Source organism: Sphingobium sp. Leaf26, assembly GCF_001421665.1.
Lineage (GTDB): Bacteria > Pseudomonadota > Alphaproteobacteria > Sphingomonadales > Sphingomonadaceae > Sphingobium.
On sequence record NZ_LMKV01000012.1, the window covers coordinates 726,233 to 743,621 of the forward strand.

Consider the following 17,389-nt stretch of genomic DNA (forward strand, 5'->3'; position numbering starts at 1 on the left):
TCGCCGATGCTTCCTCCCACGCCCTTGCTCGTCACATCCATCGGCCCCGTGCTCGAAAGTTTGAGCATCATGGGTACGTTCGTCTTCGCCGCGTCCGGGGCGCTGGCGGCGGCGCGGTTGCGGCAGACTTTGGTGACGTTCGCCTTCTTCGCGCTGGTGACGGGGGTGGGCGGGGGCACGGTGCGCGACCTGCTGATCGGGGCGCCGGTGTTCTGGGTGGTGGATGCGGTGCCGGCGATCGCCTGCATGGGGGCGGCGCTGATCGTGTGGTTCACGCCGCGCCGCTGGTGGAGCGACCGGGCGCTGGACTGGCTCGACGCGATCGGGCTGGCCGCCTTTGCCGTGTTCGGCGCGGCCAAGGCGATGAGTTTCGGCGTGCCGCCCTTCGTCGCCGGGATGATGGGGGTCGTCACCGGCTGCGTCGGCGGCATCATGCGCGACCTGCTGGCGGGCGAGCCGTCCATCCTGTTGCGGCCGGAATTGTATGTGACGGCAGCGGCGTTCGCGTCCGGGCTGTTCGTGGCGCTGCGCTGGATCGGGCTGGAGGTGCCGGTCGCAGGGGTGATCGCGGCTTTGCTGGGCTTCGGGCTGCGGGCCGTGGCGATCTGGCGCGGTCTGGGGTTGCCGATGTATCGGGGGGAGGGGGAGCGGGGCTGATTTGGGTGGATGGCGGACTGACCGATTTTGGGAAGCGGTTGCCGATTAGCAGACGTTCCGCTGGCCGATCACATCGTGCTCCGCTGTAGCGCGTCAATTACGCCATTACCCTTATCGACCAAAAACACCAGATTGATGTCCGTTATTCCGGCAGGTGCAAATGCAAGATAGTAACGGTTCGCAGACACCTTTCTTGCATCCACCATTTGGATGGAGTGATGATGCCCGAAATAAGGCTGCGCAGCCCAGCACTGGTAGACATTTGCGACAATCGCATCAGGGATTTGATCGTCAGGAAAAGCTGGTAGTCGATAATATTCACCGGCAAAGGGCCGATATCCGTCAGCTAAATATGAACATTTTTTGCCTTCGGCATGATCGCGCAATGTCCAGCCAACAGCCGCACCGAAACAAGCCACCGCTACCGCTGCAATGGGGATAATAGGCTTCATGCTGGGTTGATATAGCACCATTATAAAATCGAGAAGTTCAATCGCGGGTCAGGGTGGGAAGCGGACTAGCAGCTCCAAACGAGGCTTCGTAACAAGCCGACTATATCTTTCGGCGAATCCAGCGGGGTGGCTCGGCCCGCCGGAGATTACGAATATCTGTTGTTTTGACCACCAGACCTAGCGGAGCGTTATCGCTTTTTTCGGTAATGCCTTTGATATTTGCCCGAAAAAACTTAACTCCATACCAGTCAGAAGCACTTTGGTCTGCGCTCATTTGGTTCATGGCTGCCTTGCTTACTCTTAACCACAATGGGGCAGTGTCACAGTCTGCCGGGTGCAGGGTGGTTGCCCCGTCAAAACTATATCCGATGAACGCATTATAGGCGGTCACGCCCGCTCCTTCGGAAATCGAAAGCTTCTGGCGATCCCAGCATTGCGCGAGGTCCACATTGGGAGGCGCGGCTTTGCAGCTACTGAGAGCTATTACGATCGGCAGAATTTGACGCATCTGCATAGATATCCCTCCCCTGGTTGCTACCTCAACTTCTGCTAACGGATAGCATACGATGCGGGTTCAAAGGGCAAGAAATGGTCGATCTTGTCTAATTCGCCAGATAGCCTAAGGGCGCAGATGACGAACGAAAGGGATAATCATGGCCGCGCCAATGTCGATGGATGAGCGAATCGAGCATTTTGCTTTTTGCGTTCAGCTCTTCGGCGGGACCACCGCTTTCTCGCGGCGTCTTGGGATAGACGAGCGGGCTATCCGCCGGTTTATCAATGGGGAGCGCCCGATCAGCGATGGGCTTCTGGAAGATACGGCAAAGGCTTTGCGCGCGCTTATCGTTGAAGCGACCACGGCTGAGGGGCAGATTGCGGCGTCGCTGCGCGCCGACTGATCCGTCATCGGCTGATACGGCGCGCGTCGGTCGCGCTACAGCATCGTGCGGAAAAGTGGGAACCGGTTTTCCGCTTAAAACGATGCGAAAACAAAAAACTAAGCATCGTGCGGAAAAGTGGGAACCGGTTTTCCGCTTAAAACGATGCGAAAACAAAAAACTAGAGCGCGCAACCTGCATCGGATTTAACCCAGCGCGCTCTAGCCGATGTTGGGTGAACAGTCCCACGGACCGTTCACCCGACACTCGTAAACGGGAGCGGCGTCAAGTCAGCGTAGCCACCCCGCCAGCATCGTCATCATGCCGCGTTCGTCCGCAGCGCTCCGCTGTTTCGGTGCGCCGTAGCCGCGGCATTCCAGGCAGTCGGCGCGCACGCCGGCGCCCATCATCAGCGCCTTGACGTCCGACACGGCCTGCATCGCCCAGCTGCGCTGCATCCATGCCTGACGGGCGAGCATGTCGCGGGGCGCGGTGGCGCTGTCCTGTTCGCGGTCGGCGAGCGATTGGACGAACTCGGCGAATTTGTCGGGCTGCTTCTCGATATAATAGGGCCTGGCATTGGCGGGATCGAGTTTCGCGCGGCGGGCGGCTTCGGCGATGGCGTCTTCGAGGCCGCCGAAGCGGTCTACCAGACCGATCTGGCGGGCGGTGCCGCCGTCCCAGACGCGGCCCTGCGCGATGGCGTCGATGGCCGCCGGGGTCTTCCTGCGCGACTGGGCGACGAGGCCGACGAAGCGACGATAGATATCCTCGACCCCCAACTGCATGATCTGGTCGAATTGCGGCGTGGTGCCGCCGGTGACGTCGGGCTGCCCGGACAGCGGCGTGGTGCGCACGCCGTCGGTGGTGATGCCCATCTTCGCCAGCGTGCCTTCAAAGCTGGGGATGATGCCGAAGACGCCGATCGAGCCGGTGATGGTGTCCGGCTCGGCGAAGATGACGTCGCCCGGCGTCGATACCCAATAGCCGCCGCTGGCCGCGACATTGGCCATGGAGACGACCACGGGCAGGCCGGCGGACTTGGCTTGCAGGATGGCGCTGCGGATCTTTTCAGAGGCCATGACGGAGCCGCCCGGCGAATCGACGCGGACGACGAGGGCCTTCAAGTCCTTTTCGTCCAGCGCGGTCAGCAGCAGGTCGGAAATCGTGTCGCCCGCTGCGGTGCCGGGACCGCCTTCGCCATCGACAATGTCGCCGGCGACCGTCAGAACGCCGATCTGCCCGTTATTGGCGGGTTTGCGCGCCTTCACATAGGCAGCGAGGTCGATGGTGGCGAAGCTGCCGGCCTTGTCGCTGGAGGCTTCGCCCGCGATCTGCGCGACGCGCTTTCCGAAAGCGGATTCGTCGCCCAGCTTGTCGACCAGGCCGGCGGCCAGCGCGGCTTTGGCGATGTCGCCATTGGCGGCGCGGGCGGCGGCGGCGGGATCGGCGGCGTAGGCGGCGATCTTCGCCTTGGGCCGGGCCTTTATCACGTCGTCCTGCCAGCTTTGCCACAGCGCGCCGGCCAGCGCCTGATTGGCCTGTTTCGCTTCGGGCGACTGTTCGGTGCGGGTGAAAGGCTCTACGAAGCTCTTGTAGGTGCCGACGCGATAGACATGGGTGTTGACGCCCAATTTGTCGATCAGCCCCTTATAATAGAGTTGGGAGCCGCCCCGGCCGAGAATGGCGACGCCGCCGAACGGATCGCTCCACACTTCGCTGGCATGGGCGGCGAGTTGATAGCCGTCGTCGCTGTAGAGGGTGGCGTAGGCGAGCACTGGCTTTTTGGCGGCGCGCACGGCGTCCAGCGCCTTGCCCACGCGGCTCATCGCCACCTGTCCACCGCCCACGAAGCCGTCGAGGTTGAGGACGACGGCCTTGACCTTGGCGTCGTTCTTTGCCGCGTCGAGTGCGGTTACGATGTCGGAGAGGCGATATTCCTTCGCCTCCGGGCCGGAACCGCTGAGCAGGGCCATGGCGCTGGTTTCAGCGGGTTGCTCGACGATGCTGCCGTCAAGATCGAGCAGCAGCGCGCCAGATGACACGGCGGCGGCCGGCTTGGGCGAGAAGGAGAGGGCGGCATAGAGCGCGCCGAAGAAAAGCAGCAGGAAGAGGAGGACGAGGCCGTCCTTGATCGCGACCAATATGCGCCAGGCGCCCTTCACAAATGCCAAGTTGCTGCTTCCTTCTCGTTGGTCCGTCCGTGGCTATCGCATTGGCGGATCGACTGCAATGTGGGCGCGGCGCGACCGCTCGCAAGGCTTGCGCACAGGATTTTGCCCGTTATGGGAAGCCGTGCATGACGAAGCCGTCCTGGCTCCGTTCGCCCTGAGCCTGTCGAAGGGCGCGCAACGCCCTTCGACAGGCTCAGGGCGAACGGATGAGGGGGTGGTTGGTCATGCACTCATTTTCCGCGCTTGTGCAGGAGACGCGCCCCATGCCCACTCTCGTCCTTATCCGCCATGGCCAGTCGTCGTGGAATCTGGAAAACCGCTTCACCGGATGGTGGGACGTCGATGTGACCGAAAAGGGTGTGGAGGAAGCGCGCGCCGCCGGTCGTCTGCTCAAGGAAAAAGGGCTGGATTTCGACCAGTGCTATACCTCGGTGCAGAGCCGCGCGATCAAGACGCTGAACCTGGTGCTGGAGGAAATGGGCCGGCTGTGGCTGCCGGTCGAGAAGGACTGGCGCCTCAATGAGCGCCATTATGGCGGGCTGACGGGCCTGAACAAGGCGGAGACGGCGGCCAAGCATGGCGACGCGCAGGTCAAGATCTGGCGCCGCAGCTTCGACATTCCGCCGCCAGTGCTGGAGGCAGGCAGCGAATTCGACCTGTCGTCCGACCGCCGCTATGCGGGCATTCCCATTCCGTCGACCGAAAGCCTGAAAGACACGATTGCCCGCGTGCTGCCCTATTGGGAATCGACCATCGCGCCCGACCTGAAGGCGGGCAAGCGCGTCGTCATTTCCGCCCATGGCAATTCGCTGCGCGCGCTGGTGAAGCATCTGTCGAACATACCCGACGACGAGATCACCGAACTGGAAATCCCGACCGGCCAGCCGATCGTCTATGAACTGGCCGACGATCTGAGCGCGATCGAGCGTTATTATCTGTCGGAGCGGTAATCCTGCCCGCTGGCGGAGAGGGGGGCATTTGCGCAGCAAATGGGGGAGGGGCGTGGCCTCCGCGCGCCAACTCGCGCCTGGTCTCCTACCCCCTCCGTCGCGCTTCGCACGCCACCTCCCCTGAAAGGGGAGGAATAGCATTGCCCCCTGGCGGCCCGGCCGCTAAGGGGCTTGGCTTTCCGGGCGGGTGCCAAGTCCGCCCTGTTTGGGGAATAGGCTATGAGCGGGGCAGTCACAGTCGGCATCATCATGGGGTCGCGGTCCGATTGGGAGACCATGCGCCATGCCGCCGAGACGCTCGACGCGCTGGGCGTCGCCCATGAATGCAAGGTGGTGTCCGCTCATCGTACTCCGCAGCGGCTGTATGAGTATGCGACGGGTGCAGTGAATCGCGGCCTGAAGGTCATCATCGCCGGCGCCGGCGGGGCCGCGCATCTGCCGGGCATGACGGCTTCGATGACTCGCCTGCCGGTGCTGGGCGTGCCGGTCGAATCCAAGGCGTTGAAGGGCATGGATTCGCTGCTGTCCATCGTTCAGATGCCGGGCGGCATCCCCGTCGCCACGCTGGCGATCGGCAAGCCCGGCGCGATCAATGCCGGCCTGCTGGCGGCCTCCATCCTGGCGACCAACGATCCTGACCTTGCGGAACGGCTGGACGCCTGGCGCACGCGCCAGACCGACGCCGTCGCCGAAACCGTCGAAGACTGAAACGAAAGACATATGACGACCATCGCGCCCGGCTCCACCATCGGTATCCTTGGCGGCGGCCAGCTTGGCCGGATGATCGCCATGGCGGCGGCGCAACTGGGCTATCGGACCTGTATCTATGCGCCGGAGGACAGCGGCCCGGCGGCGGATGTTTCGCCGCTGTGGACGCGGGGCGCCTATGAGGACGCCGATGCGCTCGCGGCCTTTGCCGATGGCGTGGATGTCGTCACTTATGAATTCGAGAATGTCGACCCGGCCGCGGTCGAGGTGCTGGCCTCCCATGGGCTGGTGCGTCCTGGCGCGCAGGCTTTGCGGGTGGCGCAGGACCGGCTGGCGGAGAAGCGTTTCGTCTGCGATCTGGGCGGGCTGACCGCCCCCTTCGCGCCGGTCGAGAGCCTGGACGATCTGGAGACGGCGATCGAGCAGATCGGCAGCCGCGCGATCCTGAAGACCAACCGCATGGGCTATGACGGCAAGGGGCAGGCGCGCCTGTCCGAACCGGGCGATGCCGTGGGCGCTTGGAACGCGATCGGGCGGCAGAGCGCGATCCTGGAAGGGTTCGTGACCTTCGATCAGGAATTTTCCGTGATCCTGGTGCGTGGGGCAGATGGTGAGGTCCGCTTCTGGGACTCGGCGGCGAATGTGCATGTCGACGGGATATTGGCGACGTCGACGCTGCCGGCCGGGGCGGCGATCGAGGCGCAGGTGCCGGAGGCTCGCGTGATGGCCGCGAAGATCGCCGATGCGCTGGGCTATGTCGGGGTGCTGACGTGTGAGTTCTTCGCCAGTGCAGATGGCCCGGTGTTCAACGAAATGGCGCCGCGCGTCCATAATAGCGGGCATTGGACGATCGAGGGCGCGGTGACGAGCCAGTTCGAGAACCATGTTCGTGCCATTTGCGGCCTGCCGCTGGGCGACACGGCGCTGGCCGCGAAGGGCGTGGAGATGCGCAACCTGATCGGGGATGACGCGCATGGCTGGCTGGCGATCCTGTCCGACCCGGCGAACCATCTGCACCTGTATGGCAAGCATGAGGCGCGGCCCGGTCGCAAGATGGGGCATGTGACGCGGCTGAACCTGTGAGCATGGAGATCGTCCTCGTCCTTGCGCGCGCCGATAATGGTGTGATCGGCAAGGATGGCGATTTGCCCTGGCGATTGCCGGCGGATCTGAAGCATTTCAAGGCGGTCACGCTGGGCCACCCCATGGTCATGGGGCGCAAGACCTTCGACAGCCTGCCCGGACTGCTGCCCGATCGCCGCCACATCGTGCTGACCCGTGACCGGGACTGGCGCGCGGCGGGGGCAGATGTGGCGCATGATGTGGCTGGCGCGATCGCGCTGGCCGATGCGCCGACGCTGATGGTGATCGGCGGGGCGGAGGTCTATCGGCTGTTCCTGCCGCTGGCCGATCGGATCGAATTGACCGAGGTGCATGTCGATGCCGAGGGGGACGCCAGCATCGCCTACCCCGATCCGACCGACTGGCGGGAAAGCGTGCGGGCGGAACATCCGGCGGTGGATGGGCGACCGGCCCATAGTTTCGTGACGTTCGTGCGCGTTTGATCTTCATTGCTCAACGTATCGAAGGACTGATGCTTCGATACGGGTCTTTGGGTTTAACCAAAGGTGCCGGGACGGGTTTGCGCATCCCGATTGCCACGCTCCGCCCACCCCCCTATAGGCCGCGCCATGGAGCGGCTTTCTAGCAGCGCGCCGATCCCCGCGCATTTGCGTGGGAGCGTCATGGCGCTCGGCAATTTCGATGGATTTCACGCGGGCCACCAGGCGGTGGTCGGGCGTGCGATCGCGCGCGCGCGGGCGGAAGGGCGTCCGGCGATCGTCGCCACATTCGATCCCCACCCGATGCGGCTGTTTCAGCCCGATACGCCCAATTTCCGGCTGACCACGCTGGAGCAACGGGAGGCGCTGTTTGCGCGGGCCGGGGCGGACGCGATGCTGGTGTTCGATTTTACCGCCGCGCTGGCGGCGCTCGATCCGGCGGCCTATGTCCGGTTGCTGACCGATCAACTGGGCGTCAGCGCGGTGGCGACGGGCGAAGACTTCACCTTCGGCCGGGCGCGCAGCGGTACGGTGGCCAGCTTTGGCGAGCTGGGCCTGTCGGCGCAAGCGGTGGCGCCGGTGGCGGACGGGGAGGGCGTGATTTCCTCCAGCCGCATCCGTGCCGCGTTGCAGGCGGGCGATTGCGCCACGGCGACGCGGCTTCTGACCCGGCCCTTCGCGATCAAGGGGATCGTCCAGCATGGCGACAAGCTGGGACGGACGATCGGTTTTCCGACCGCCAATATCGAAATTGGCCCCTATCTGCGCCCTGCTTACGGCATTTATGCGGTGCGCGGGCTGCTGCCCGACGGGCGTGTGCTGGATGGCGCGGCGAATCTGGGTATCCGGCCGAGCTTCGATCCGCCCAAGGAGTTGCTGGAGCCGCATTTCTTCGATTTTGCCGAAAGCCTGTATGAACTGGCGATCGAGGTGCAATTGATCCACTATCTGCGGCCGGAGGCGAAATATGACGGGCTGGAGCCGCTGATCGCGCAGATCGCGCTGGACTGCGCCGATGCGCGGCAAATCCTTGCGGGAACGCCCCGGCTCGCTTAATGCGCTGCTCAGATTTCCTCATTCCCGTTCGTGCTGAGTAGGGACTGAGCGAAGTCGAAGGCCCGTATCGAAGCATCCTTCGATACGCCATTTCGACTTCGCTCAATGGCTACTCAGGACGAACGGGGTGTTTTATGCCGGATACCCATGACCGACCAGCCCGATTATAAGTCCACCGTTTTCCTGCCCGTCACCGACTTTCCGATGAAGGCGGGACTGGCCCAGAAGGAGCCGGCGATCGCCGCCAAGTGGGAGGCGATGGGCCTGTACGACCGGCTGCGCGAGCGGCGCGCGGGGCGCGAACGCTTCATCCTGCATGACGGCCCGCCCTACGCCAATGGCGACATCCATATGGGCCATGCGATGAACAAGGTGCTCAAGGACATCATCGTCCGCTCGCAATCCTTGCTGGGCAAGGACGCGCCCTATGTGCCCGGATGGGATTGCCACGGCCTCCCGATCGAATGGAAGATCGAGGAGGAATATCGCAAGAAGAAGCTGAACAAGGACGAGGTTCCGGCACAGGAATTTCGCGCCCAGTGCCGCGCCTATGCCGACAAATGGGTGGATGTGCAGAAGGAGCAGTTCAAGCGTCTGGGCGTGATGGGCGATTGGGCCGATCCGTACCTCACCATGAAGTTCGACGCGGAAGCGACGATCGTGGGCGAACTGCTGAAATTCGCGGAAAGCGGGCAGTTGTATCGGGGGGCCAAGCCGGTGATGTGGTCGCCGGTGGAGAAGACCGCGCTGGCCGAGGCTGAGGTCGAATATGAGGATGTGACATCGACCCAGATCGACGTGGCGTTCGAGATCGTGGAAGCGCCGAACGCGCCGGAGCTTGTCGGTGCTTATGCGGTGATCTGGACGACGACGCCCTGGACGATCCCGGTGAACCAGGCGATCGCTTATGGGGAAGAGGTTGAGTATGTTGCCTTTGACGTCACAGGATATGTTACTCCGGTTGTAACTTATGATGAAAATAGCGCGCCACCGTCTGCTCCCTGGCTTGACCAGATAATTGGTAAAAGGCTGTTGGTAGCTGGTGATCTAAAAGACAGTTTCATCTCCCGTCTTGGCCGAGGTTTTACTCCTGTAATTGAAGAACATGGGCGCTTCAGCGGTGCCAAACTTGCCGGAGCCATTGCCCGCCACCCGATGGCTGGTCGCCTTTCTTTACCCCTCCCCTTCAGGGGAGGGGCCGGGGGTGGGGCTTCGCCTCATGGCGAGGCGTCTGGGGCAACGCCCCACCCCAACCCCTCCCCTGAAGGGGAGGGGCTATCCTTCTTCGATCGGCCGCGTCCCTTCCTCCCCGCCGACCACGTCACGACCGACGCGGGCACCGGCCTCGTCCACATGGCCCCCGACCATGGCGAGGAGGATTTCATCGCCTGCAAGAAGCTGGGCATCGATCCGGTCTTCGCGGTCAACGATGCGGGCTTCTACCGCGACGATTGGGACTGGCTGCCGGGGCAGGGCAGCGTCATCAATACCAAGTTCAATGGTCCCGAAGGCCCGATCTGCACCGACCTGCGGGCTGCCGGTGCGTTGCTGAGCGCCAGCGACTTCCGCCACAGCTACCCGCATAGCTGGCGGTCGAAGGCGCGGATCATCTATCGTTGCACGCCGCAATGGTTCATCCCGATGGATCGCCCGCAGGAAGCCACGCTGGCCGATGTCGATGGCGGCGTGATGCCGACGCCCGTCATCGCCGGCAATGGCGCGACGCTGCGCGACATCGCGCTCGATGCGATCGCGCAGACTCGCTGGGTGCCGGAGCGGTCGACCAACCGCATCCGCTCGATGGTGGAAGGGCGTCCCGACTGGGTCATCAGCCGCCAGCGCGCCTGGGGCGTGCCGATCGCGCTCTATGTCCATCGCAAGAGCGGGCAATATCTGGTCGATCCGGCGGTCAATGCCCGCATCATCGAGGCGTTCAAGGGCGCGGGTGCGGATGCGTGGTTCGGCGCGGATCATCAGGCATTGCTTGGTCCCGATTACGACCTTGCCGACTATGAGCTCGTGAACGACATTCTGGACGTCTGGTTCGACAGCGGTTCGACCCACAGCTTCGTGGTGGAAGGGCGCTATGGCGAAGGCACCCGCGCCGATCTGTATATCGAGGGTTCCGATCAGCATCGCGGCTGGTTCCAGTCCTCGCTGCTCGAAAGCTGCGGCACGCGGGGGCAGGCGCCTTACAAGGCGGTGCTGACCCATGGCTTCGCGCTGGACGGCACGGGCAAGAAAATGTCCAAGTCGTTGGGCAATGTGGTCGATCCGCTCAAGATCATGAGCGAGAGTGGCGCGGACATTCTGCGTGTCTGGGTCGCCAGCACCGATTATTTCGATGACGTGCGCATCGGCAAGGAAGTGCTGGCCGGTTCGTCCGACGCCTATCGCAAATTGCGCAATACGTTCCGCTACATGCTGGGCGCTCTTTCCGACTATGATGAAGAGACGGAAGCGGTGTCCTATGCCGACATGCCCGAGCTGGAGCGCTATATGCTCCATCGTCTGGCACAGCTGGACGCGGAATTGCGCGCCGTGGTGGACAAGGCGGCGAAAAGCGAGAACTGGCTGGAGTTCAGCCGCTATACCCGCGCGATCTTCGATTTCGCCAATAGCGACCTGTCGGCCTTCTTCTTCGATATCCGCAAGGACTGCCTCTATTGCGATGCGAAGTCGGACCCCAAGCGCCGCGCCTATCGCACCTTGCTCGACACGCTGTTCCATGCGCTGGTGCGCTATGTGGCCCCGATCATCCCCTTCACGGCGGAAGAAGTGTGGCAGAGCCGCTTCCCCGATGATGCGGAAAGCGTTCATTTCCTGGAATGGCCGGAGATCGACCGGCACTGGATCAATGGCGATCTGGACGACAAGTGGACCGAACTGCGCAACCAGCGGGAGCAGGTGAACGAGGCGATCGAGCCGCTGCGGCGTGAAAAGATTGTCCGCTCCAGCCTGGACGCGGACGTCACCATGGGCGAATTGCTGCCGGTGGGCGACGTGGATTTCGCCGAAGTGGCGATCGTCGCGCGCGTGACCATGGGCGAAGGCGACGGCATCGTCGTGACGCCAAGCGACTGGCACAAATGCGGCCGTTGCTGGCGCAAGTTGCCAGAGGTCGTGGAAGACGGGACGTTGTGCGACCGCTGTGACGAGGTGCTGAAGGCATGAGCCTGGTCAATCATCGCCCGCTGGGCCTGACCGTCGCGATCGTGACGCTGGCTTTGGACCAACTGGTCAAATATAGCGTCACTTATCCATTGGCGCTGAAGAGCCGGCTGGAAGGCATTGATATATTGCCGATCTTCCGTTTGCGCTGGCTGGAGAATCGTGGCGTTTCGATGGGCTTCTTCCATGCCGATACGGATTTTGCCCGCTGGGCGCTGGTGGGCATGACGATGCTGATCGCCGGGTTCGTGGGCGTGTGGATGTGGCGCGAAAAGGCGCGGCAGGACGTCGCGGCGCTGGGGCTGGTGCTGGGCGGCGCGATCGGCAATATCGTGGACCGGATGCGGCTGGGCTATGTGGTCGATTATGCGGACCTGCATTTTGGCGAATGGCGGCCTTTCCTGATTTTCAACCTGGCAGATGCCGCGATCACCATCGGCGTGCTGATCCTGCTTGCGCGGGCGTTGCTGCTGCGCGACAAGGGCGCAAATACGGAGACTTTGAAGTAATGCGTAAACTGATCCTCGCCGCTGGTCTGGTGTCCACCCTGTCCGCATGCGGCGGCGGTGGCGGGTTGTTCAACCGGGAGCGCCCCGACGAATTCGCCGTTTCGCGCCAGGCGCCGCTGGTGATCCCGCCCGACTTCGCGCTGGTGCCGCCGGCGCCGGGTACGCCGGCCGCCGCTTCGGTCGATTCGAGCAAGGCTGCGATGGACGCCATGTTCGGTGGCCCCGCTGCGCGTAGCGCGAGCGAGAGCGCGACGCTCAATGCGGCGGGCCGTGGCAGTGCCGCCGCTGGTATCCGCTCTTCGGCCGGCGATCCGGGCACGGAAGTCGTGGACAAGGGCGCCACCACCCGCGACATCATCGCCGCACCAGAAGGCGACGGTCAGGACGCGCGCGCCGCGACTCCGCAATAACAGGATATCCCGGCTGATTGTGGAGGGGGTCAGTCCTCCTCCATCAAGGCTTTCAGCCGGGCGAGCATGTCGTCCCATCGGGTGCTGGCGTGTTCCAGCCAGAGCCGGGCCGCGTCCATGGCGTCAGGGTGCAGCGTGTAACGGACCTCGCGCCCGCTCTTGCGGCGATGAGCGAGGTCGGCGTCGTGCAGCACATCCAGATGGTTGGCGACGGCCTGCCGACCGATGGCCATCCCTTCGCCCAGTTGCATGATGGACAGGACTTGTCCGTCGCTGAGACGGCGGACCATGCCGAGCCGGCTGGGGTTGCCGAGGGCCGCGAACGATGCAGATGGTCAAGCGTTCGGCATAGCGTCTGATACTCTGCACCTGCTCCGCCCACCCGCCATCGTTCGAGCGCAGGACGTTGGAGCGGCGCGGTTCGGGGATATGATCGAACGCGTTTCGGTGACGGTCAGCCGGGTGCCGGTGCCGATCGGTTCCAGCCGAAATTCCACCAGCGTCCATTCGGGCGCGCCGCTGCGGATCGCCTGCTCATCGCCACCGATCGCGGGCCATTCGAAGGCGAAGCGGGTCATCGGTTCGATCGCAAAGGTGCGCGACGCCCATGGGCAATGTTCATAGCCCGGACAGGTCATGTGGCCGGTCGAGCAGGCGCCGACTTTTCCGATGATCGGTGAGCGCGTCCCACATTTTCTCGACAGGGGCGGCAATCTCGATGGTCTTGATGATGGAGTCGGTCATGATCGCACACTCCTCATCCTTATTTGCGGTCCCGTACCGGCTGGTAGCGCATGCGGGCCGTGCCCTGCGCTTCGACCGGCAGGTGCAGGCCCGCACCATAGGCGTGGATCTGGCCAGTGGTCATGCGGTCGATGCGGCTCTGGATCAGCAGGTCGCCCAGCCGCTTTTCGGCGATGGCTCGGCGGATCTTGCCTTGCAGTTCCTCCACATCCTTTGTGAAATTCTGGGTGAGGGCGGTGGCGATCAGTTGGGAGACGCCGGGGCTGTTGCCGAGTGCGACCAGCATGTCGCCCGCGACGCCATCCGTGGCACCCGAGACCGTCAGGTCGGTGAAATGAACCTGCGCGCTGTTGGGGGCGTTGACCGGGCGCGCGGTGATCCAGATGCGGCCGTGGGTTTCATCCGTCCCGCTGGTCGCGGGGCGTGCGGCGAGGGTTAGGCCCACCGCGATGCGGCCTTTGTCGGTGCCATAGGCCTCGACCTTGTCGAAACGGGCGATCACAGGGCCGATAGCGGGCAAATCGAACGGCTGGGCGGCGCGTCTGGTGAGGGCGCGCAGAATGACCGGTTCCAATTGGGCATAGTCGGCGGTGACGGGGATCGCCATGGCGAAATGGCCGTCGACGCTGGCGGGGGCGGGCGGCGGCAGTGGCGTCGGCTGGGGCGCATCCGGGCGTGGCCCGACATAGGTTTCCGTCAGCGCCTCCAGTCCCATGTCGAGGCGGAGCCGGCCATTGCGCAGCGTATAGCCGCCATAGAATAGTTTTTGCGGCGTGACCCGCATCCAGACGGCGGGATTGCGGGCGTTCAGTTCCAGCGTAGCGAAGCCCTGACGCCAGAGTCGCTCCACCTTGGGCCGGACATGGACCTGCGCCAGTTCACGAGGGAGTTCGCGTTCCAGCTTGCGGATGATCGGTTGCAATTTCTCGTCCGCCTTGTCGGTGAAGCGGATGCGCTGGCCCAGAAAGTCGATGCCGGGCGGGGTGGTCCAGTCGTAGCCGAGGCGCACCGTACCGGTCAGCGCCCATTGCGGTGTCAGCGTCAAGCGGATGCGGGCATGGGCCATGGCGGCGCCGGTCGCGGTTTCACCCTTGAGCCGACCATCGACGTCGCGTGCGCTGATCTCTGCACGGATCGGCATGTCCGCGATGATGTCCTGCCCCTCACCGCGCAGGCGGATCGGGCCGCGCGTGACGGTGCCGTGGATGGCGCAGTGGATCGGCGGCGTGACCTTGATCCGCTTGCCGAACAGCTTGACCTGCTGGGGCGGGATGCAGCGGGCTTCGGGTTCGTCGATCGACCAGAGGATATGGGGAACGGCATTTTCGACCGCGCGGCGGATGATTTCGGCATCGCCCTCGATCGGGGCGGTGAGGATGGAGGCTTTTTGCGGGACCGGGACGGGATCGTCGGCGCGGGGCGGCGGCTTGTCCTCCTGTTTGGGGTGGCAGGCGTTCAGGGTCAGGAGGCAGGCAAGAAAAAGCGTTCTCCCGACATGCCGCATCCTTGTCCTCCCCTTATGTCCCGGCCCGCACTGATCATCGCATGATCGGCACGGTCCGGCTAGGACGCAAGAGGCGGGATTTGGTTCCTGAACACCGTCAGGCTCCTGGTCAGGCGCGGGCTTCCGTGCCGACGCTGTTGTGGCGGAGCGCGGTCAGGACCGTGTCTATGATGGCGTCGGCGTCGAGGCGGGCCTGCGCATATTGCACTTCGGGCTTGTCCTGATCCTGGAAGATGTCAGGCAGGCGCAGGGTGCGCAGTTTCAGGCCATTGTCGATCAGGCCAAGGTCGCTGGCGAGCGTCAGCACATGGGCGCCGAGGCCGCCGATCGCGCCTTCCTCGATCGTGACCGCGACGTCATGCGTCGTCAGCAGCTTGCGGATCAGGGCTTCGTCCAGTGGCTTGGCGAAGCGCAGGTCGGCGACGGTGGTGGACAGACCCTTGGCCTCCAGCGCTTCGGCAGCTTTCAGCGCTTCTTCAAGGCGGGTGCCGAGCGAGAGGATCGCGACCTGACGGCCTTCCTTGACGATGCGGCCTTTGCCGATCGGCAGCGCTTCGGGAACGGCCGGCATATCGACGCCAGTGCCATTGCCGCGCGGGTAGCGCAGCGCGATCGGCCCGCTGTCGTGCATGGCGCAGGTATGGACCATATGGACCAGTTCGGCTTCGTCCGCCGCCGCCATCACCACCATGTTGGGCAGGGTGGCGAGGTAGGTGATGTCGAAGCTGCCCGCGTGAGTGGAACCATCGGCCCCGACCAGACCGGCGCGGTCGATGGCGAAGCGGACGGGGAGGTTCTGGATCGCGACGTCATGCACGACCTGATCATAGGCGCGTTGCAGGAAGGTCGAGTAGATGGCGCAGAAGGGGCGCATCCCTTCGGCCGCAAGGCCCGCCGCGAAGGTGACGGCATGTTGTTCGGCGATGCCGACGTCGAACAGGCGATCGGGGAAGGCCTGCTCGAATTTGTCGAGGCCGGTGCCGGACGGCATGGCGGCGGTGATGGCGCAGACCTTCGGGTCGCGCCGGGCTTCGGCGATCAGGGCCTGGGCAAAGACATTGGTGTAGCTGGGCGGTCCGGGCGGGGCCTTCGCCTGCGTGCCGGTGATGACGTCGAATTTCTGGACGCCATGATATTTGTCGGCGGCCGCTTCGGCCGGGGCGTACCCCTTGCCCTTCTGCGTGACGACATGGACGAGGCACGGCCCTTCGGCGGCGTCGCGGACATTTTCGAGCACCGGGATCAACTGGTCGAGATTATGGCCGTCGACCGGGCCGACATAATAGAAGCCCAGTTCCTCGAACAGGGTGCCGCCCATTGCCATGCCGCGGGCGAATTCGTCCGTCTTGCGTGCGGCGTTGTGGAGCGGGCGGGGGAGTTTGCGCGCCAGTTTCTTGGCCAGGTCGCGCAGGCCGAGAAATTCGCGGCTGGAAACGAGACGGGCGAGATAGGCGGACAGGCCACCGACCGGGGGGGCGATCGACATGTCATTGTCGTTCAGGATCACGACGAGGCGGTTGCCGGCCGCGCGGGCGTTGTTCATCGCCTCATAGGCCATGCCGGCCGACATCGCGCCGTCACCGATGACGGCGATGCCCTTGCCGGGGCGATCCTGCATCTTGTTGGCGACCGCGAAGCCAAGCGCCGCGCTGATCGAGGTGGAACTGTGCGCCGCGCCGAACGGGTCGAACTCGCTTTCGGCGCGCTTGGTGAAGCCGGAAAGGCCGCCGCCCTGTCGCAGGGTGCGGATGCGGTCGCGCCGGCCGGTCAGCACCTTGTGCGGATAGCATTGATGGCCGACGTCCCAGACCAGCTTGTCATTGGGCGTGTCGAACACATAGTGGATCGCGGTCGTCAGTTCGACCACGCCCAGCCCCGACCCCAGATGACCGCCGGTGACGCCGACGGCGGAAATCACTTCCTGCCGCAGTTCATCGGCGAGCTGGCGCAACTGGTCGGGCTTGAGGGCGCGCAGGTCCGACGGCCAGACGACCTGATCGAGGAGCGGGGTTTCGGGGCGATCATTCATGAAAGACATAGACTCCCAAGGCCCTAGCGCCGTTCCGGATCAAAGCAAGGCCCGCCAGGCCGTTCCGCACGCAAGCGCACCGTTCCATCAGGCCGCGCATTTCGCGCAAAGGCCCAGAATCTCGATGACCGGGCGTTCGGGGTTGAAGCCCTCCTGCTTCGCGACGGCGCGAACCTGGTTGGTCACCTTGTCGTCATCGACATGGGTGGCCTGCTTGCAATTGCGGCATACCAGAAAGATGCAGTCATGGTGACAGCCGGGATGGGCGTTGGCGATATAGGCGTTGGCGCTTTCGACGCGCATCGCGATGTTGTTCGTCACGAACAGGTCGAGGATGCGGTAGACGCTGTTGGGCGCGACCCGCTTGCCGCGCGCCTTCGACACGGTGTCGGCGATGTCATAGGCCGATGCCGGGCGTTCCTCCGCGGCAAGCGCGTCGAAGATGGCGGCGCGCATCGGCGTCCATTGCTCATTCTGCGCCTCCAGCGTGGCGCGGGCGGCGTCGGCGAGATTGGTGCCGGTCGGTTCATGATGATGGTGGTGGTCGGCCATGATCCCAATCTAGGCTTGCAGTGGTGAAGGAGC

Annotated in this window: 18 protein-coding genes and 1 pseudogene; 11 read left to right on the top strand and 8 right to left on the bottom strand. The window is 64.1% G+C overall.

All coding sequences use genetic code 11. From position 1 onward, the window contains the following. The first annotated feature begins 6 nt into the window (after window positions 1-6). Window positions 7-657 carry a trimeric intracellular cation channel family protein gene (locus ASE85_RS12285; protein ID WP_056688393.1) on the top strand — a complete coding sequence of 217 codons (651 nt, stop codon included), beginning with the start codon at window positions 7-9 and terminating at the stop codon, window positions 655-657. Window positions 658-725: 68 nt separating this feature from the next. Here the strand turns inward: ASE85_RS12285 and ASE85_RS23030 are convergent, their stop codons facing one another. After that, entirely contained in the window at window positions 726-1,109 is a 384-nt protein-coding gene (locus tag ASE85_RS23030; protein ID WP_156358305.1) for a hypothetical protein, read from the bottom strand. A 100-nt stretch (window positions 1,110-1,209) separates the two neighbouring features. Continuing rightward, window positions 1,210-1,623 (bottom strand): hypothetical protein, encoded by a 414-nt coding sequence (locus ASE85_RS23035; protein ID WP_156358306.1) that lies wholly within the window; start codon window positions 1,621-1,623, stop codon window positions 1,210-1,212. Window positions 1,624-1,762: 139 nt separating this feature from the next. Between ASE85_RS23035 and ASE85_RS12290 the strand changes: the two genes are divergently transcribed. Further along, window positions 1,763-2,008 carry a helix-turn-helix domain-containing protein gene (locus ASE85_RS12290; RefSeq protein ID WP_056688394.1) on the top strand — a complete coding sequence of 82 codons (246 nt, stop codon included), beginning with the start codon at window positions 1,763-1,765 and terminating at the stop codon, window positions 2,006-2,008. Window positions 2,009-2,277: 269 nt separating this feature from the next. Here the strand turns inward: ASE85_RS12290 and sppA are convergent, their stop codons facing one another. Further along, window positions 2,278-4,161, bottom strand: a complete 1,884-nt coding sequence (sppA, locus tag ASE85_RS12295; protein WP_056688397.1) for a signal peptide peptidase SppA — start codon at window positions 4,159-4,161, stop codon at window positions 2,278-2,280. Window positions 4,162-4,424: 263 nt separating this feature from the next. Here sppA and gpmA point away from each other — a divergent pair, with 263 nt between their 5' ends. The 8 genes from gpmA (at window position 4,425) to ASE85_RS12335 (ending at window position 12,527) form a co-directional block, all read left to right on the top strand. After that, entirely contained in the window at window positions 4,425-5,111 is a 687-nt protein-coding gene (gene gpmA, locus ASE85_RS12300) for a 2,3-diphosphoglycerate-dependent phosphoglycerate mutase (RefSeq protein ID WP_056688402.1), read from the top strand. Between the two features lie 219 nt (window positions 5,112-5,330). Next, window positions 5,331-5,819 carry a 5-(carboxyamino)imidazole ribonucleotide mutase gene (gene purE / locus ASE85_RS12305; RefSeq protein WP_056688405.1) on the top strand — a complete coding sequence of 163 codons (489 nt, stop codon included), beginning with the start codon at window positions 5,331-5,333 and terminating at the stop codon, window positions 5,817-5,819. Between the two features lie 12 nt (window positions 5,820-5,831). Further along, window positions 5,832-6,902, top strand: a complete 1,071-nt coding sequence (locus tag ASE85_RS12310) for a 5-(carboxyamino)imidazole ribonucleotide synthase (protein ID WP_056688409.1) — start codon at window positions 5,832-5,834, stop codon at window positions 6,900-6,902. 2 nt (window positions 6,903-6,904) lie between these two features. After that, window positions 6,905-7,384, top strand: coding sequence for a dihydrofolate reductase (locus tag ASE85_RS12315; protein WP_056688412.1), 480 nt, complete (start codon window positions 6,905-6,907; stop codon window positions 7,382-7,384). Between the two features lie 126 nt (window positions 7,385-7,510). Next, on the top strand, window positions 7,511-8,437 hold the full coding sequence (locus ASE85_RS12320) for a bifunctional riboflavin kinase/FAD synthetase (RefSeq protein ID WP_056688415.1): 927 nt from the start codon (window positions 7,511-7,513) through the stop codon (window positions 8,435-8,437). A 147-nt stretch (window positions 8,438-8,584) separates the two neighbouring features. Further along, window positions 8,585-11,611 carry an isoleucine--tRNA ligase gene (gene ileS, locus ASE85_RS12325; protein WP_056688418.1) on the top strand — a complete coding sequence of 1,009 codons (3,027 nt, stop codon included), beginning with the start codon at window positions 8,585-8,587 and terminating at the stop codon, window positions 11,609-11,611. Continuing rightward, window positions 11,608-12,117: a signal peptidase II gene (lspA, locus tag ASE85_RS12330; RefSeq protein WP_056688423.1), complete on the top strand. Its 510-nt coding sequence runs from the start codon at window positions 11,608-11,610 to the stop codon at window positions 12,115-12,117. The genes ileS and lspA overlap by 4 nt, the downstream gene beginning before the upstream one ends. After that, on the top strand, window positions 12,117-12,527 hold the full coding sequence (locus ASE85_RS12335; RefSeq protein WP_056688426.1) for a DUF3035 domain-containing protein: 411 nt from the start codon (window positions 12,117-12,119) through the stop codon (window positions 12,525-12,527). Before lspA ends, ASE85_RS12335 begins: the two co-directional genes overlap by 1 nt. A gap of 29 nt (window positions 12,528-12,556) precedes the next feature. Here the strand turns inward: ASE85_RS12335 and ASE85_RS12340 are convergent. Next, window positions 12,557-12,844: pseudogene (locus ASE85_RS12340) on the bottom strand (ArsR/SmtB family transcription factor); the annotation flags it as partial. 112 nt (window positions 12,845-12,956) lie between these two features. Here ASE85_RS12340 and ASE85_RS23925 point away from each other — a divergent pair. After that, window positions 12,957-13,151: a hypothetical protein gene (locus ASE85_RS23925; protein WP_235523509.1), complete on the top strand. Its 195-nt coding sequence runs from the start codon at window positions 12,957-12,959 to the stop codon at window positions 13,149-13,151. Here the strand turns inward: ASE85_RS23925 and ASE85_RS24220 are convergent. The 4 genes from ASE85_RS24220 to ASE85_RS12360 all read right to left on the bottom strand — a co-directional run bounded on the left by ASE85_RS24220 (window position 13,146) and on the right by ASE85_RS12360 (window position 17,356). After that, window positions 13,146-13,271, bottom strand: coding sequence for a hypothetical protein (locus tag ASE85_RS24220; RefSeq protein WP_268795127.1), 126 nt, complete (start codon window positions 13,269-13,271; stop codon window positions 13,146-13,148). The two genes, ASE85_RS23925 and ASE85_RS24220, sit on opposite strands and share 6 nt — an antisense overlap. Window positions 13,272-13,290: 19 nt before the next feature. Beyond that, entirely contained in the window at window positions 13,291-14,775 is a 1,485-nt protein-coding gene (locus ASE85_RS12350) for a DUF4403 family protein (protein ID WP_056688432.1), read from the bottom strand. 109 nt (window positions 14,776-14,884) lie between these two features. After that, entirely contained in the window at window positions 14,885-16,813 is a 1,929-nt protein-coding gene (dxs, locus tag ASE85_RS12355; RefSeq protein ID WP_082462779.1) for a 1-deoxy-D-xylulose-5-phosphate synthase, read from the bottom strand. A gap of 78 nt (window positions 16,814-16,891) precedes the next feature. Beyond that, the gene (locus ASE85_RS12360) at window positions 16,892-17,356 is read right to left on the bottom strand and encodes a Fur family transcriptional regulator (RefSeq protein WP_056688435.1); all 465 of its coding nucleotides are present in this window, start codon (window positions 17,354-17,356) and stop codon (window positions 16,892-16,894) included. Window positions 17,357-17,389 lie beyond the last annotated feature (33 nt).

Coding starts and splice junctions, on each gene's coding strand:
- ASE85_RS23030 (WP_156358305.1), bottom strand. CDS start 1,109: ATGAAGCCTATTATCCCCATTGCAGCGGTAGCGGTGGCTTGTTTCGGT.
- purE (WP_056688405.1), top strand. CDS start 5,331: ATGAGCGGGGCAGTCACAGTCGGCATCATCATGGGGTCGCGGTCCGAT.
- ASE85_RS12350 (WP_056688432.1), bottom strand. CDS start 14,775: ATGCGGCATGTCGGGAGAACGCTTTTTCTTGCCTGCCTCCTGACCCTG.
- ASE85_RS24220 (WP_268795127.1), bottom strand. CDS start 13,271: ATGACCGACTCCATCATCAAGACCATCGAGATTGCCGCCCCTGTCGAG.
- ASE85_RS12315 (WP_056688412.1), top strand. CDS start 6,905: ATGGAGATCGTCCTCGTCCTTGCGCGCGCCGATAATGGTGTGATCGGC.
- gpmA (WP_056688402.1), top strand. CDS start 4,425: ATGCCCACTCTCGTCCTTATCCGCCATGGCCAGTCGTCGTGGAATCTG.
- ASE85_RS12285 (WP_056688393.1), top strand. CDS start 7: ATGCTTCCTCCCACGCCCTTGCTCGTCACATCCATCGGCCCCGTGCTC.
- ileS (WP_056688418.1), top strand. CDS start 8,585: ATGACCGACCAGCCCGATTATAAGTCCACCGTTTTCCTGCCCGTCACC.
- ASE85_RS23035 (WP_156358306.1), bottom strand. CDS start 1,623: ATGCAGATGCGTCAAATTCTGCCGATCGTAATAGCTCTCAGTAGCTGC.
- ASE85_RS12335 (WP_056688426.1), top strand. CDS start 12,117: ATGCGTAAACTGATCCTCGCCGCTGGTCTGGTGTCCACCCTGTCCGCA.
- dxs (WP_082462779.1), bottom strand. CDS start 16,813: ATGTCTTTCATGAATGATCGCCCCGAAACCCCGCTCCTCGATCAGGTC.
- ASE85_RS12360 (WP_056688435.1), bottom strand. CDS start 17,356: ATGGCCGACCACCACCATCATCATGAACCGACCGGCACCAATCTCGCC.
- ASE85_RS23925 (WP_235523509.1), top strand. CDS start 12,957: ATGATCGAACGCGTTTCGGTGACGGTCAGCCGGGTGCCGGTGCCGATC.
- lspA (WP_056688423.1), top strand. CDS start 11,608: ATGAGCCTGGTCAATCATCGCCCGCTGGGCCTGACCGTCGCGATCGTG.
- ASE85_RS12310 (WP_056688409.1), top strand. CDS start 5,832: ATGACGACCATCGCGCCCGGCTCCACCATCGGTATCCTTGGCGGCGGC.
- ASE85_RS12290 (WP_056688394.1), top strand. CDS start 1,763: ATGGCCGCGCCAATGTCGATGGATGAGCGAATCGAGCATTTTGCTTTT.
- ASE85_RS12320 (WP_056688415.1), top strand. CDS start 7,511: ATGGAGCGGCTTTCTAGCAGCGCGCCGATCCCCGCGCATTTGCGTGGG.